Here is a 15,592-nt window from a genome sequence, read left to right as displayed (position 1 = left end):
CCAAAGGCTTCCTCCGCAAAATCGCCCTCGGCGTCTACACACCCCCACCACCCGTAACCACCAGCACAAACCCTTAACTTGACGGCCTTGTGTCAAGGGTGTAGCGAAGCGTAATCGGCGCAGCCGACGCGACGGAGGAGCGCCCTTTACTCCTGTCCTGGAGGCGCGACACTCACAGCTGGAGGGGCGGCCCCACGTCCAACAACCTCCGCCACCGACCCACCCCACTCGGCGTTGCTCTGACCCGCACCTTTCCGTACCCCCGTACCCACCCCGTACCCACCCCGTACCCACCCCGTACCCACCCCGTACCCACCCCGTACCCACCCCGCGCTCACCCCGCGCTCACCCACCCCACCCCACCGCCTACGACGTGCAGACGTTTGTCAGGGCGTCGGTTGCGTCGTTGATCGCGCCGGGGTCCGGGTGGGTGTTGCCGTTCAGGATGGCCTTGTTGTAGTCCGCGATTGCGTCGCTCAGGTCTTCGAGTGCCTTGTTGACCTTGGCGTTGTCCGTCGTGCCACCGATCTTGTCGAGGTTCTTGTCGATGGTGTCGATGGACTCGTCGGTCCGTGCGGGGTCCCTCACCGCGTCCAGGCCGGCGTCGTGGATCGCCTTGAGGCTGTCGGTGATGCTGCCGGCGTTGCGGAGGCAGTCCAGAGAGTCACCGATGCGGCTGATGCGATCGGGGTGGCCGACGTTGTCGGTATCGTCGCAGCCGGTGACGAGTCCGGCCGTCAGGGTGACGGCGGCCACGCTGGTGGCGACGGCGATGGTGCGGCGGCTGGGGCGTCCGGGGCGGCCACGGCGGCCGGGGCGGCGGGTCGTGCGGTTCGTGTTCGTGGTCATGGGGCGGGGCCCTTCGTCGGTCGAGTCGTCGGTCGAGCGTGATCGGTCGCGTACGGGCGAGGGCCTGCGAACCGGCCCGGCTCTCACAGACCGCTGATCGACAGATCGCGGTCGAAAGCGTGGCGGGAGGCTGCAACCGGGGCCGGGGCCGGGGCCGGGGCCGGGGCCGGGGCCGGGGCAGCCGGCGCCGCCGCCTGCTTCCGGCGGCCCGCTACGAGGCCGCCCGCCGCGCCCAGCGAGACCAGGCCCATGCCGGCGGCGGCCATGATCCCCTGCGCGCCGTCCATGGTGAAGTAGCAGATCGCGGCCACGCCGCCGTTGAACAGGAACAGGAACCAGAGCACCGGCGGCGTCGACAGGAACGCCTTGATCTTCGGCTTCTTCGCGATCCGCGAGCCCGCCAGCATCGAGACACCGAGGCCCGCGTAGGTGGCCACGCTCTTCGCCGTGCCGTCGAGGACGGCGCCGGAGGCGGTGCCTGCGGCGATGCCGCAGGCGAAGAGCGACCAGAGGAGAGCGTTGGCGGCGAAGGACTTCGCGGTGGCGGTCGCGGTGGCGGTGGCGGTGGCGGTCGCGGCGGCTGCGGCGGTGGTGTGCAGTGACTTCATGGCAGTGACTTTCTGGGAGGTGGCGTGGCGGCACCGGCGGGACCCGCGAGCCATCGGACCCGTGGATCGGTTGCTGTATCCGCCGACAACGATCCCGTCGCGCGCCTGCCACCACGAGGGAGCGCCCTCCCAAAACCGTGGTGTAGCCCGCTACACCACGCCGGCCGCGCCCCCCCACACACACGCACACACACGCACAGTCACCCCGTGCCCCCTCCCGCCGCATATTGCTTTTCGTCTCCACTTCCCCGCGCTTAATGTGGGGCGATGACGATGGGCGTACTGCGTTATGCGGCTTTCACCACCGACCCGGCCGGCGGAAATCCGGCCGGCGTTGTGCTCGACGCCACCGGTGCGGACGAGGCGGCCATGGCGCGTACCGCCGCCGAGGTGGGCTACTCGGAAACCGCTTTCGTCGTACCGCGCGGAGACGCCGGGGACAGTGGCGCGGATGGCGGACATCTGGACGTCCGGTACTTCAGCCCGCTCGCCGAGGTGCCGTTCTGCGGTCACGCGACCATCGCGACGGCGGTCGCCTACGCGCGCGTGCACGGCGTCGGGGATCTGACGTTCCACACGGCCGCCGGCGAGGTGCCCGTCTCCACCCGGATCGCCCCGGACGGGTCCGTCGTCGCGGCGCTGGTCAGCGTGGCGCCTCGTACCGTACCGATCACCGATGCCCAACTCGACGCGCTCCTGCGGGTATTGGGGTGGTCGTGCGACGACCTCGATCCGGCCCTGCCGCCGCGCGTCGCGTACGCCGGAGCGTGGCATCCCGTGCTGGCCGCCGCGAGCCGGGAGCGGCTGGCCGACCTGGATTACGACATGGACGCGCTCGGCGGGCTCATGTCCGAGCACGGCTGGACGACGGTCGACCTGGTGTGGCGCGAGTCGGCGACCCGCTACCACGCGCGCAACCCCTTCCCGCCGGGCGGAGTGGTGGAGGACCCGGCCACCGGGGCGGCAGCCGCCGCGCTGGGGGGCTATCTGCGGGAACAGGGGCTGGTGAAGGCGCCCGGGGCTGGGCGGTTCACCGTGTTCCAGGGGTACGACATGGGGCGGCCGAGCACGATCGGTGTCACGGTGCCGGCGGAGGCGGGCAGCGGGGTGACGGTCACAGGGACGGCGGTCCCGATCGTCTGACGGCGTCACTCAGGATGCGCACCAGCCCGCGCCGGGGCGGTCGCGTCAGTCGGCACTGAGCGATCACGTATTGCGTGGCAAAGCACCCTTTTCCTTCACCAGTCCCCGCCGGCCGAAGGGAATGCGCTGTCACAGCTCTCGACAATCCCGCGACGGCCCCCGATTCTCGAAGTGCTCGCGTCTTGTCATGGACGCGACTTCCACTCTTGCCGGGTGCCACGTGAGGAGTCCGATGATCAGACGCAGAACGCTGCTCGCCGCGGCGGCGGGCGGCACACTGCTCGGGGGCGCTCTGGCCACGGGCACCGCGCGCGCGGACGCCACCGTAGCCGTGAACCCAGCGACCACGTACGGCAGTTGGGAGGGCTGGGGTACGTCCCTGGCATGGTGGGCCCATGTCTTCGGCGAGCGTGACGACTTCGCCGACCTCTTCTTCACCACCAAGTCCGTCACGTACAACGGCCGCACCCTGCCGGGCCTCGGGCTGAACATCGCCCGTTACAACCTGGGCGCGTGCAGCTGGAACAGTGTCAACGGGGAGACGATGGCGGCCTCCCCCAACATCCCCGCGTTCAAGCAGATCGAGGGGTACTGGCAGGACTGGAACAACGAGGACCCCACGTCCTCCGCGTGGAACTGGAGTGTGGACGCCGCCCAGCGCGCCGCGCTGGTCAAGGCCACCCAACGGGGCGCGGTGAGCGAGCTGTTCGCGAACTCGCCGATGTGGTGGATGTGCCTCAACCACAACCCGTCCGGTGCGGCCGGCGGCGGCAACAACCTCCAGTCCTGGAACTACCGCCAGCACGCCTCCCACCTCGCCGCAGTCGCCCTCTACGCGAAGAACAACTGGGGCGTGAACTTCGCGACCGTGGACCCGTTCAACGAACCGGCGTCCAGTTGGTGGACGGCCACCGGCACCCAGGAGGGCTGCCACTTCGACGCGTCCGTCCAGGCCGCCGTCCTCCCGTACATGCGCAGCGAACTCGACCGGCGCGGGCTGACCGGCACCCGGATCTCCGCCTCCGACGAGACGAGCTACGACCTGGCCCGTACCACCTGGAACTCCTTCGGATCGGCGACGAAGGCGCTGGTCAGCCAGGTCAATGTGCACGGCTACCAGGGCTCCGGAGGCCGTCGCGACCTCCTCTACACGGATGTCGTGACCACGGCCGGCAAGAAGCTCTGGAACTCCGAGACCGGCCAGAACGACGCGACCGGCCTCTCCCTCGCCACCAATCTCTGCCTCGACTTCCGCTGGCTGCACCCCACCGCCTACTGCTACTGGCAAGTGATGGACCCGTCCGCCGGCTGGGCGATGATCGCGTACGACGCGAACACCCTCCAGGCCGGTGCCGTGCAGACCAAGTACTACGTGATGGCCCAGTTCAGCCGGCACATCCGCCCCGGGATGACCATCCTGGACACCGGCGTCGACTACGCGGCGGCGGCGTACGACCCGGCGCTCAGGCGCCTGGTGGTCGTGGCCGTCAACTCCGGCGCCGCCCAGACCCTCACCTTCGACCTCTCCCGCTTCACCACCGTCACCGGCGGCACGGGCGGCCTCGTACGCCGCTGGAACACCCTGACCTCCGGCACCGGCGACCTGTACACCGAGCGCGCCGACACGTACCTCAACGGCAAGCAGCTCAGCGCGCCGTTCGCGGCGGCGTCGGTGCAGACGTTCCAGATCGACGGCGTGGTGATCTGACCCGCACCTGGCACACCCGCCGGTTCACCGACCGAGCACACGCCCGCCCGCCACTGCGCGCAGCCGGCCGCAACTCCCCTGCTACGATCCCGGGATTCACGCCTGGGGGGCCGGGGCCGGGGCCGGGGGCCGGGGATACGGGGCAGGGCGCCGGGACCCCCATGCTCTCTTCACCTCATTGGGGGGACCCGGGTGGCTGAACGCACCCTTATTCGCGGCGGTGTCACCGCTGTGACGGTGCTGGCGATGGCGACGGGCCTCGGCCCGTCCCTCGCCGCACCGACCGCCGCGGCCGTCGACACCGTGGGCAACACCGCTACCGCCACCGCCACCGCCACCGCCGCGGCCACCGCCGCGGCCACGGTCGGCGAGATCGTGGTCGACAGCCCGCGCTCCACCACACCGAGGCACGTACGGATCCTCTCGGCAGGGACGACGGGATTCCTGCACCGGGACGGCGGGCGGGACGAACTCCTCTGGACGCGCTACGCCGACGGCGTCACCACGACCCTGCGGGACGACCGAGGCCGCTCCTACGACGTGTGGGACGACCCGTCCGGCTGCGGCGACCTGGGCATCTCGTGCCCCACCGGCTATTACGGCCAGGGCTCCGACACCGTCGCGACGTCCTCGTGGCGTGATCGGGGCGGGGTCACACTCCGGGACATGGCCACCGGTACGGTCGGCGTCGTGTACCCCGGCATGTACGGATACGCCGCCACGTACGGCAGTACGGTCCTGGCCGCCGGCGACCGCTCGCCCCTCCAACTGCTGGACACGGTCGAACGCCCCGCACCCCCCGACGACGACGGCGGCGACGGGGACGGGACCGGGACCGGGGACGGGACCGGGACGGGTGACCCCTACCCCGGCCGCGACGTGACCGGCTTCCCGGCCGGTGTCAGGGGTGCCGACGTCGTGACGGGCAGTCCCGGCGACGCCGCCGGCACAGCCGTGCTGTACGTGGTCGACGGAGACCAGCGGATCGGGTACATCGACTTCGCGACCGCGACCCTCACCGAGGTGTTCACCGGTGTCGATGTCCCCGACATCCCCGACGGTGACGAGTACGCCGCCGCCCACCTGATCCTCACCCCCGACCGCATCGGCTGGTACACACCGAACGCCGGTCTCCACCTCAAGCCGCGCTCCCGCCTCACCGGCCCGGAGACGGCCACCGCCATCCCCACCCGGGTGGAGAACCCGCAGACGGCCCTCGTCGGCGACTGGCTCATCCTGTCGGGACAGACGAAAACGGGCACGGCGTCGAGCGACACCACGATCGTCGAGGCCGTCCCCCTCAAGGGCGGCACCCCGCGCACCCTGCTTTCCCGGTCGTACGGTGACATGCGGGCCACCCCGCAGGGCGGCGCGCTGGTCGCGGGCGGCGGCGGGGCCACCGACTGGTGGTTCCAGCGGGTCTCCGCAGGCGCCGGTGGCGTTCCCGTACTGACCAAGCTCGTCAGGATCACACCGTACGAGAACCCCAAGGCGGGCCTCGTCCTGAGCCGGGGCCAGCTGCGCGTTGCCGAGCACAGCGGCAGCGCGGTCAGGACCGGTGTCTGGAAGCTGTCCACCTCGGGCGCCCCGGTCGCCGGAGCGCGGGCGGACGGGGATCCGGTGAACGCGGCGAAGGGCTGCGCCGGCACCACGCGGGCCTGCGCCGAGCTGTGGGGCAACACCGGCACTGGCGGTGACGTGCAACTCGACACCAACGGCAAGAACCGCACCGACCGGCTCAGGACACTGAGGAGCGGCGAGACCGGCCCGTCGATGTTCCTGGAGTTCGGCACGACGGGCGGCCGTATCGTCGATGCCGCCGACGGTTATGCCGTCTACAACTCCGGTGGCGCCCAACCCCGCCAGTACGTGGGCGGGTTCGAGGAGGGCAAGAAGCTGCTGGAGCGCCCGGTGACCGCCGCCGCCCTGCGCGGCCACACCCTGTGGAGCGCCACAACCACCAAGGGGCAGCTCACCTCGTACGACCTGACCACCGCCAAGACGCTGAGCACGGTCTCCGTCGGCGCCCCCTGCGTGCCGTCGGAGCTCCAGGCGGCCGGCCGGCACGTCTACTGGAGCTGCGGCAGCACCGGTCCCGCCGGGGTGTACGACACCGTCAAGAAGAAGTCGGTGGCGGTGACCGGCGGCGACGTACTTCTGGGCGACGGATTCACGGTCAGGCACGACCACACCGCCGGGAACACCGGGAACGCCGGAGAGGCCGGGGGCGCCGGGGAACTGCGCCTGACCGATGTCACCTCGGGCAAGGCGGTGACCCGTACGATCGCCGCTCTCCCCGTCGCGTCCACGGGGGCGGCCGACGACCGCCGCCTGCGCTGGACGGTCGACCGTCAGTCCGACCTCGTCGCGTACGTGGGGGACGACGGCCAGGTGCGTGTGGTGCGGACCGGGGCCGGTACGGGTGCGGCGGCCTCCGCCGTGACCGTCGACGCGTCCGAGGCCAAGGACGACATCTGGCTCACGGACGCCGGCTACAAGACCTGGGACCCGTGGTGGCGGCTCAGCCGTCCGGTCTCGTCCTGGACGGTGACGATCGCGGACGCCCAGGGCCGGACGCTGCGCACGTTCAAGGGCGACGACACCCGTACGCTCGTGTCGCTCCGGTGGAACGGCCGGACGGCCTCGGGCGCGTACGCCCCCAACGGGAAGTTCCGCTGGACGCTTGATGTGGTGCCGGCCAGTGGCACGGCCAGTGGCACGGCCAGTGGCACGGCCGGTGGCACCTCGGCGCGGATCGGTACGGGGGTGTCCCGGCTCGGTGGCGGGGCGGCCGTACTGCGTGACTTCAGCAGCCTCAGCATCGGCCGTCCCGACGGCATCGGCGACCTGCTGACCTCCACCGCGTCGGGCGGGCTGACGTACCACTTCGGCGACGGCAAGGGAGCGTTCCGCAAGGGCTCGACCACCACCGGCTGGCCGAAGGCGGCGACGGTGGTCCCGTTCGGCGACCTCAACGGCGACCGGTGCAACGACCTCCTGGTCCGCCTCGACAACGGCGCGCTGCGCGCCTACACACCGAAGTGCTCCCAGCAGGCGAAGCCCTCGACGCCGTACACCTCCCTCGGGACCGGCTGGACGCAGTACGACCAGCTGACGTACCCCGGCGACCTGACGGGCGACGGGCGGCCGGATCTCCTCGCGCGGCACGCGAAGACGGGCGATGTGTACCTCTTCAAGGGGACCAGCGGCGGCAAGCTGTCGGCGCGGGTGAAGCTCTTCTCGAAGTGGACTGGCTACAAGAAGATCATCGGCGCGGGCGACCTCAACGGCGACGGCCACGGTGATCTGCTGGTCCAGGACAAGTCGAACACACTGTGGCGCTTCGACGGCACAGGCAAGGGCACCTTCAAGGCCACGCGTACGAAGGTCTTCACCAAGTGGGGCGGTACGTACGCGAACGTGGTCGGCGTCGGTGACATCACCGGCGACGGGAAGGCGGACCTGGTCTCCCGCGACACCTCCGGCACACTGCGGCGGCACGACGGGAACGGGAAGGGGGCGTTCGGGGCGGCCACGAAGATCGACACGGGTTGGCAGAAGTACAAGAACGTGTGGTGAGCACAGTTCCGCCGAACCCACATGCCACCGGGCTCAGTCCGGGCTCAGTCCGGGCTCACCGCGCCGGCCGCCGGCCGCCAGCCGAGCGCCGGTCCGAGCCCGGTGGCGATGTCGGTGAGGATCTGTACGTAGTCCTCGTGGTCGAAGGTGAACGGCAGCGCGAACGCGACCTCGTCGATCTCCCGGAACGCGGCGTGGGCGTGCAGCCGTTCGGCGAGTTCGGCGGAGGTGCCGACGAGGTCGGGCGCGAACATCAGCCGGGCCGGTCCCTGCGGGGAGGCGGTACGCGGCAGCCGCTCGCGGGCGTACGCCTCGTACTTGGCGCGCTGGCTCGGGGTGGCGGAGTCGGTGGGGATGACGACGAGCCCGTGGGAGACGCGGGCGCGGTCGCCGTCGGGGTGGTGGGCGCGGAAGGCGCGGATGTGGGAGCGCTGGATCGAGGCGAAGTCGGGAGCTTGCCCGCTAGCGCCCGCGTCCCCCGTCTCCCCCGTCTCCCCCGTCTCCTCCGCCTTGACGACGCTGCTGGTCAGGAAGTTCATGCCCTGCTCACCGGCCCAGCGCGCCGAGCGCAGGCTGCCGCCGCCGTACCACATACGGCCGGCCAGCCCGGGGGAGTGCGGCTGGACGCGCTCGGAGAACGCCTCGAACCCCTCCGTACCACTGAAGCCGCTGGCCGGCTCCCCGCGCACGAACGCCATGAGCCGGCGTACGCGCTCGTAGCTGAAGTCCTCGGCGTCGGCGGTGTCGGGGTACAGCGCGTGCCGCACGCGCTCGTACTGCATCGGCCGCCCGACGCTGACGCCGGGGTTGAGACGGCCGCCGGAGAGGATGTCCACGGTCGCCAGATCCTCGGCCAGCCGCAGCGGGTTCTCCCAGCCCAGCGGGGTGACCGCGGTGCCCAGCTGGATCCGGCTGGTGCGCTGGGACGCCGCCGCCAGGACGACGACGGGGGAGGAGATCCCGTACTGCAGGTGCCGATGGCGCACCCAGGCGCTGTCGAACCCCAGCCGCTCACCCAGCTCGATGATCGAGAGCGTCGACTCGTGCCCGCGCGCCGGATCGGCCTCGTCGAACAGCCCAATGGTCAGAAAGCCCAGCTTCCGCAACGGCTTGAAATCAGGCACCGCAGAACCCCTCCACCCGCATCGGCGTCACGCATCATCGACACTCCCCAGTGTCGCAGCCGCCCCACGGAATCGGCCTAAAGGGCCTGACAGATCCCCGGCGCGGTGTTTATGATCCTGGCGATGAAGATGAACTCCTCGTTCGGATCGGGGGAATCGTCCGCGCAAGGTGAGTGCTGATGGCACCACACTTCGCGCACACGATTCCGGCCCACCTGCTGATGTGGCAGCGCGTACGTCAGTACGCCGTGCCACCGTCCATGATCGAGACCGCGACCGCACGGCGTGCGGTCGGCGACTGGGCGGGGGCCTGTGCCGCCGCCCGGGTCGATGTCGATCTCGATCTGCGCGCCGTGCGCGACCGCCACGGCACTGATCTCGTCACCCGCCTCCGCGCGGATCTGCGTCGGCTGGCGCCGGATCTGCTCCGCTGGCACATGCCCAGGAGCGCCCCCGACGGACGGCTCAGGCCCGGCCTGACGGTGTCCCTGGCCCGTTACCGCGGTTCCGGTATGACGCCGTTGCGGTTGGTGGTGCGGACACCGCCGGCCTGGGCGGACGCCGGACAGCGGATGTCCCTGGCGCTGTGGGAGAAGTCCGGGATCGGAGGTCCGGGGCACCATCCGCACCTGCACCATCCGCACCCGTATCCCGACCGGCGTTTCCGGCTCGACCTGCACCGGCACCTCTGGGACGCGGAGCGGTGCGGCGATCTGGCGTGGCGGTGCGGCGCGGACGTGCCGGCCGGTCTGGATGCGCCGGCCGTACGCGACGTGCCGGACGTGCCGGACGTGTCCCATCGGTCCGCGGCGTACGACAGCTCGTGGGCGTCTGCGCGGTGGGCCGCCGAGGCCGAGCTGCTGCTGAGGGCCGAGGGGCGCTCGCGCGGGGCCTTCACCGTGCGGCTCGGCGCGCGGAGCCGCGCCGTGCTCGAACTCGTCGCCCCCGACGACAGCCACGCCCCGACGGTACGGCCGCTCCGGGAGGCGCTGCCGCCGCAGGAGGTCGCGGCGCTGCCGGTGCTGCCGGAAGCGGCGGCACGGGCGCTGCCGGATCTGGAGCTGCTGCGGGCCGGGTTGGTCGCGTCCGAGCGGCTGCATCCGCTCGTCGCCACAGCGCTTTCGCCGCAGGCCACAGGGCCGAGGGCGGGCGGCTCTCCGACTGCGGCCGGGCATTCAGTGGCAGTGGTCGGCTCCGCGCCCCGCCCCAGCGACCCGCACCGTGTGGAGTGCCGCGGCGAGGTCCACCGGATCGCGCCGCGGGACGGCGTACTGGCGGCGGTCGACCACGATCCGGCCCAACTGCGCCGGGAGGAACTGCTGGTGGCGCTCGGCGGGCCCCCGCTGCCCTGCCTGCGGGCGATCGACGCGGTGCACCGCGACCCGGAGGCGCTGCCCGCGGTCCGGGAGCGGCTCGGGCACGGTGATGTCACCGGCGCGCTGAACGTGGTCGAGGAGTTGCTCGGTCCCGACGCGGTCCTGCGTGACGGGCCGCTCCGCGAGGCGCTGGAGTCGGCCGCGGCCCGCCGCGTCGACCACGGACTCTTCCGCTCGGGGCTGGTCGCCGTGCACCCTGCCGCCGGTACGGGCGGGGGCGGGGGCGGGAACGGGGGCGGGAACGCCTCCGGCAAGGGGTACGCGAAGCCGGGCCACCGGCCCAGGCTCGACCGCCGTACGCCCGCTGCGATGCTCCTCAAGCTGAGCACCCGGGCACGGCCCCGTACAGGCATGGCCTGACCGGCCGCCCCACCGCGCCCCGCGCCCGTACCGCACGACCCCACTGCCCCAGGAACGGGCTGCCCTGTCCAGCTCCACCCCGTCCCGAACCGTCCAGTTCCCTTCCGTTCCGTTCCGTTCCGTTCTCCTACTCCCCCCAGGTGATGCCCATGCCCTCTGTCCTCAGTCCCGCCCCCAGTCCCGTCCGCACATCCGTGACCGGCCCCCAACTCGCCGTCGCCCAGGACCTCCTGGCTCTCCTGCGGACGACCACCACCGAGCCGCGCCCCGACGAGCAGCTTGAAGCGCTCACCCTGGCTGTCGCGGCCGATCTGCCCGTGCTGCTGTGGGGCGAGCCGGGTATCGGCAAGACCGCGGCCCTGACACAGCTCGCCGCTTCACTCGACCTGCCGCTGACGACCGTGATCGCCAGCGTCCACGAGCCCACCGACTTCTCCGGGCTGCCGATTGTCGGCGAGGACCCGGCCGTACGTGGGGTGCCGATGGCGCCGCCGCAGTGGGCCGTGGAACTCGTCAGGGCCGGGCGGGGACTGCTCTTCCTGGACGAACTCTCCACCGCCACCCCGGCCGTTCAGGCCGCGCTGCTCAGGGTCGTCCTGGAGCGGAGGGTCGGCGCACTTCAACTGCCGCCGGGAGTAAGGATCGTGGCCGCCGCCAATCCGCGCGCGTCGGCGGCGGACGGGTGGGAGCTGAGCCCGCCGCTGGCGAACCGGTTCGTCCATCTGTACTGGGTGCACGACCAGGAGGTGGTGGTACGCGGGCTGGGCGGGGTCTGGCCCCGGGCGGAGCTGCCCCGGCTGGCGCCGGAGCGGCTGGCGGAGGCGGCGGCCTACGCCCGGCGCGCGGTCTGCGGTTTCCTGGCGGCCCGGCCGACGCTGATCCACCGGCTGCCGAACACCGAGACGCGGCGCGGCGGCGCGTGGCCGTCGCCCCGGAGCTGGGAGGCCGCGTTGACCCTGCTGGCCTTCGGCACGGCGGCGTCCGCCTCCAGGGAGGTGCTGGCGCTGCTGGTACGGGGCGCGGTGGGGGACGGGCCGGGGCTCGAACTCCTCGCCCATCTGGACCGGATGGAGCTGCCGGACCCGGAGTCGTTGCTGGCGGAACCGGCCTCCGCCGAGCTGCCTGAGCGGGGCGATCTGCGGCAGGCCGCGCTGGAGGCGGTGGTGGCCGCTGTGGGGGCGCGGCCGGAGCGGGCGAGGTGGGAGGCGGGCTGGGCGGTGCTCGTCCGGGCGCTGGAGACCGGCGTTCCCGACCTGCTGGTCGCCCCGGCGACGGCGCTGGCCGCGCTGCGGCGCGACGACTGGGAGGTGCCGGAGGCGCTGGAGCGGCTCGCCGGGGTGATCGGTCTGGCCCGGCTGGCGGATCAGTCGGTGGAGCGGGCCGCGGAGGCGGTCGACGCCAGGCGTAAGAGGGAAGCGCGCCGATGACGGGCCCGGTGCCCCGCCCGGTGCCCCGGCCCGCGCCGCCGCGCCCGGTGCGGGCCACCGTACCGGGGCCCCCGGCCGGCTCGGCCGGCTCGGGGGGTCCGTACCCCACGCCCCAACTCACTCTGGACCTAGAGAAGTTGCTGGCCGCCCGGCTGTACGCGGTGAAGGTCCGCCCCTACCTGGCCGGCGCGCTTTTCGCGCTGCATGTGGTGGAGGACCGGTCGGTGCTGACGATGGCGGTGGACGCGCACTGGCGCTGCTACGTCTCCCCCGGTTTTGTGGCGCGCACCCCGGTGGAGGAGCTGGCGGGCGTCTGGGTGCACGAGGTGTCCCACCTGCTCAGGGATCACCACGGGCGGGGTGAGCGGTACGCGCGGGAGCACGAGGAGTACGGGCCGGGCGAGCGGCTGCGACGGAACATCGCCGCCGACTTCGAGATCAACGACGACATCTACGGCGACGGCCTGCCCCTGCCCGCCGGGGCGGTGCTGCCGTCACTGCTGCGGCTGGACGCCGGGCTGCTGATGGAGGAGTACCTGCGGAAGGCGTCGATGTACGGGCTCGCCGCGGACCTGGCCTGGCTGGACTGCGGCAGTGGGGCCGACGGACACCACCGGCCGTGGGAACTGGGGCCCGAGGGGGCGAACGGGCTGAGCAGGCAGCAGCGGGACGCGGTCCGCTTCCGGGTCGCCGAGGGGATCAGGGGCAGGCCGGGCGACGCCCCGGAGGGATGGCGCCGGTGGGCGGACGAGGCGTTCCAACCGCCGCAGCCGTGGCGGCAGTTGCTCGGGGCGGCGGTGCGTTCCGCGGTGGGTGCGTCCGGGCCGGGCGAGGACCACACCTACCGGCGTCCGTCCCGCCGGTCGGCCGCCGTGCCCGGGGTGCTGCTGCCGAGCCTGCGCCGTATGCCGCCGCGGGTCTGTGTGGTGATCGACACCTCGGGGTCGGTGAGCGATGCCGAGCTGGGTATCGCGCTGCTGGAGGTGGCGGCGATCTCGCGGGCGGTGGGCGGGCGGCGCGACCTGGTGTCGGTGATCTCCTGCGACGCGGCGGCCGGGGTCGCCGTCCCGCTCTGCCGCGCCGAGAATATCGAACTGGTCGGCGGCGGGGGGACGGATCTGCGCTCCGGCTTCGCCCGGGCGCTCCGCTCCCGGCCGCGCCCGGACGTCATCGTGGCGCTGACGGACGGCCAGACGCCCTGGCCCTCCGCGCCGCCTCCCTGCCGTACCGTCGTCGGCCTCTTCCCCCGTCCGGCGAGGCCGGTGGACGAGGACGACCCCAGCTATGTCCCGGACACACCGCCGGCCTGGGCCCGTACCGTGGCCATCGGCTGAGGCCGGCACGTCGGCTCGTCCCCGCTCGGGCGGGCGTGATTCATGGACGCGGCCCGGCCGCCCCCTGCGGTGCGAGGCCGGCCGGGACGGCTCGTGGGTCGGTGGGGCGGGGAACGTAGACGGGGGAGTCCGTCTGGTAGAAGAGGTCGATGTCGGCCTCTTCGCCGCCGACGATCAGGGTGTCCCACGCACCGCTCTCCTGGAGTGTGCGCAGTGTGGCGGGGGCCAGGGCTGAGAGGTGGTGGCGCAGTTCCTCGTCGGTGGGCAGACCGGGGAGGCGTGGCGCGAGGCGGTCGCGTATCGCGCGCATCTTCTCCAGCAGGGCGTCGAGGTGGGCCTGCGGGGCTTCGGTGCGGTCGTCGCCGGGGGCGGGTTCCATGCTGTGGGCGATGACGTCCTTGATGGCGCGGGTGGCGCCGCGTTCGTCGGTGGTCACCATGGCGTTCCAGGCCCGGCTCTTGTGCCGGTACTGAAGCATGGACATCGCCGCCTCGTGCCGGATGAAGTCGGCGTCGCGCAGCGGCTTGCCCTGCCAGGCGCGGCTGAGGGAGCGGGCCAGCGAAGTCGCGGAGGCGAAGCCGCTGTTGAGGCCGCGGCCGGGCCAGAAGTGGATGGCGTTGGCCGCGTCGCCCAGCAGGAAGCCGTACGTGCCTGGGCTGGTCGAGGTCGGGCGGGTCAGCTGCGCCGTGAACCGCGGGCGCTGCACCATGTCGAGGCGGAACGAGGTGACCGCGGTGAGGGCGTCCTCGGTCATGCCGTACAGCTTCAGGCCTTCGAGGATCCGCTTCCACAGGGGTGAGCTGCGCAGGAGGGCGGGGAGGAAGAGTGTGCCGTGCGACGGACAGCGGAACTCGTTGTCCTCCTCACGGCTCATGACGCAGGGGCGGGCGGCGATGCACTCCTCGAAGACCTGGCGGACCGGGTCGATACCGACGACGTTCTTGGCCTCTTCGCGGGTGAGGCGCATGTTCAGGAAGCCCTCGCCGTTCAGCGAGTTGAGGAGGAATCTGTTCTGCGAGACGGTCAGCAGGACGCTCATCGGGTCCGGCAGCGGGGACTTGACCCGCAGTCCCAGGACGACGTCCTGAAGGTGGTCGCCTTCGAGGGAGTAGATCGAGGCGTCGGCGGCGCCGAAGCGGTCGTTGTAGTGCTCCCGGGTGCGGGAGCGTCCGCCTTCGCAGACCACGAGGATGTGTTCCTGCGAGAGGCGGCCCTGGTGGTCCGCCGGGTCGAAGCGCTGGGGGACCAGCCGGATCGCGGTGTTCTTGTTCGCGAGTTCCAGCAGGCGGTCCTCGATGTGGGCGATGCGGATGTTGCGCGGCGGCCGGCCCTCCACCGAGTCCGGTCCTACGGGCCACATCTCCGCGAAGTCGCCCGAGCCGAAGAGCGCCGACTGCACGTCCTCGGGCAGGGCGAGGTACTGCCGGCTCTGGACGGTCACGACCTGCTGGCGGCGGGTGTTTCCGTGGCTCTCGTCCTTCCAGACCACGGAGGGGCCGTTCTTGATCCACCGGCCTTCGTAGATCTTGATGGCGACGCGTCCGCGCAGCATGTTCTCCAGCATCAGCGCGAAGGCGAGGCCGACCGGCCCTCCGCCGGTGATCGTGACGCGGAGCAGACCGGGATCCGCGGACGCCTTGGCCCGGGGCATGTCGAGGAGGGAGAGGTCCATGACCGTCTCCATGGCGTCCTGCGACTCGAAGAGGAAGGTTTCCTCGCCGATCCGGATGCAGTCGTTGGCGCGCAGTACGTGTCGCTGTGCGATGCGCTCGTTGTTGACGAAGGTGCCGTTGCGGCTGCGGTCGTACAGGACGAAGCCGGCGTCCTCCTCGACGATTTCGGCGTGCAGACGGGAGGCGACGACGCTGACGATCACGACCCCGTTGTCGCTGTTGCGGCCGAACGTCAGGGGAGCGGCGCTCAGCACCACACTCTGACCGGTGAAGGGACCTGTCTGCCCCACGATGACCGATGGCACTGTGCTACTCCTAGCGGACGACACTCACAACACGGAAGAACAACAGGGGGGAAGCAGCCGCGTGATGCGGCCGGCCGGGCATGCGGTGACCGGGCATCCGGACCGA

Annotated in this window: 10 protein-coding genes; 6 read left to right on the top strand and 4 right to left on the bottom strand. The window is 71.9% G+C overall.

Features of this window, described 5'->3' with window-relative positions:
* Positions 1–366: 366 nt before the first annotated feature.
* The gene (locus AB0389_RS23275; RefSeq protein ID WP_366397371.1) at positions 367–849 is read right to left on the bottom strand and encodes a hypothetical protein; all 483 of its coding nucleotides are present in this window, start codon (positions 847–849) and stop codon (positions 367–369) included.
* An 83-nt stretch (positions 850–932) separates the two neighbouring features.
* Positions 933–1,457, bottom strand: coding sequence for a hypothetical protein (locus AB0389_RS23270; protein WP_366397370.1), 525 nt, complete (start codon positions 1,455–1,457; stop codon positions 933–935).
* A gap of 273 nt (positions 1,458–1,730) precedes the next feature.
* On the opposite strand from AB0389_RS23270, the gene AB0389_RS23265 reads away from it, so the two are divergent.
* The 3 genes from AB0389_RS23265 (at position 1,731) to AB0389_RS23255 (ending at position 7,887) form a co-directional block, all read left to right on the top strand.
* Complete coding sequence (locus AB0389_RS23265; protein WP_366397382.1) at positions 1,731–2,600, top strand: PhzF family phenazine biosynthesis isomerase; 870 nt, start codon at positions 1,731–1,733, stop codon at positions 2,598–2,600.
* 232 nt (positions 2,601–2,832) lie between these two features.
* The gene (locus AB0389_RS23260) at positions 2,833–4,308 is read left to right on the top strand and encodes a glycoside hydrolase (RefSeq protein WP_366397369.1); all 1,476 of its coding nucleotides are present in this window, start codon (positions 2,833–2,835) and stop codon (positions 4,306–4,308) included.
* Positions 4,309–4,500: 192 nt separating this feature from the next.
* Positions 4,501–7,887: an FG-GAP-like repeat-containing protein gene (locus AB0389_RS23255; protein ID WP_366397368.1), complete on the top strand. Its 3,387-nt coding sequence runs from the start codon at positions 4,501–4,503 to the stop codon at positions 7,885–7,887.
* Positions 7,888–7,931: 44 nt separating this feature from the next.
* Here AB0389_RS23255 and AB0389_RS23250 read toward each other — a convergent pair whose 3' ends face one another.
* Positions 7,932–9,011: an LLM class flavin-dependent oxidoreductase gene (locus AB0389_RS23250; RefSeq protein ID WP_366397367.1), complete on the bottom strand. Its 1,080-nt coding sequence runs from the start codon at positions 9,009–9,011 to the stop codon at positions 7,932–7,934.
* A gap of 179 nt (positions 9,012–9,190) precedes the next feature.
* On the opposite strand from AB0389_RS23250, the gene AB0389_RS23245 reads away from it, so the two are divergent.
* The 3 genes from AB0389_RS23245 (at position 9,191) to AB0389_RS23235 (ending at position 13,508) form a co-directional block, all read left to right on the top strand.
* Positions 9,191–10,747, top strand: a complete 1,557-nt coding sequence (locus AB0389_RS23245) for a hypothetical protein (RefSeq protein WP_366397366.1) — start codon at positions 9,191–9,193, stop codon at positions 10,745–10,747.
* Positions 10,748–10,896: 149 nt separating this feature from the next.
* Positions 10,897–12,174, top strand: a complete 1,278-nt coding sequence (locus tag AB0389_RS23240) for a MoxR family ATPase (protein ID WP_366397365.1) — start codon at positions 10,897–10,899, stop codon at positions 12,172–12,174.
* Complete coding sequence (locus AB0389_RS23235; protein WP_366397364.1) at positions 12,171–13,508, top strand: VWA-like domain-containing protein; 1,338 nt, start codon at positions 12,171–12,173, stop codon at positions 13,506–13,508. Before AB0389_RS23240 ends, AB0389_RS23235 begins: the two co-directional genes overlap by 4 nt.
* Before the next feature lie 40 nt (positions 13,509–13,548).
* Here the strand turns inward: AB0389_RS23235 and AB0389_RS23230 are convergent, their stop codons facing one another.
* A complete protein-coding gene (locus AB0389_RS23230) occupies positions 13,549–15,486 on the bottom strand; it encodes an FHA domain-containing protein (RefSeq protein ID WP_366397363.1) in 1,938 nt (645 codons plus the stop codon).
* Positions 15,487–15,592: the final 106 nt, after the last annotated feature.

It is taken from the genome of Streptomyces sp. NPDC093109, from assembly GCF_040701725.1.
Lineage (GTDB): Bacteria > Actinomycetota > Actinomycetes > Streptomycetales > Streptomycetaceae > Streptomyces.
Note: the sequence above shows the minus strand (reverse complement) of the source record. Positions and strands in the feature narration are given on the sequence as shown.

What these genes read in the sequence shown, in the direction of transcription:
- AB0389_RS23275 (WP_366397371.1), bottom strand. Translation starts at nt 849, where the DNA reads ATGACCACGAACACGAACCGCACGACCCGCCGCCCCGGCCGCCGTGGC.
- AB0389_RS23270 (WP_366397370.1), bottom strand. Translation starts at nt 1,457, where the DNA reads ATGAAGTCACTGCACACCACCGCCGCAGCCGCCGCGACCGCCACCGCC.
- AB0389_RS23265 (WP_366397382.1), top strand. Translation starts at nt 1,731, where the DNA reads ATGGGCGTACTGCGTTATGCGGCTTTCACCACCGACCCGGCCGGCGGA.
- AB0389_RS23260 (WP_366397369.1), top strand. Translation starts at nt 2,833, where the DNA reads ATGATCAGACGCAGAACGCTGCTCGCCGCGGCGGCGGGCGGCACACTG.
- AB0389_RS23245 (WP_366397366.1), top strand. Translation starts at nt 9,191, where the DNA reads ATGGCACCACACTTCGCGCACACGATTCCGGCCCACCTGCTGATGTGG.
- AB0389_RS23240 (WP_366397365.1), top strand. Translation starts at nt 10,897, where the DNA reads ATGCCCTCTGTCCTCAGTCCCGCCCCCAGTCCCGTCCGCACATCCGTG.
- AB0389_RS23235 (WP_366397364.1), top strand. Translation starts at nt 12,171, where the DNA reads ATGACGGGCCCGGTGCCCCGCCCGGTGCCCCGGCCCGCGCCGCCGCGC.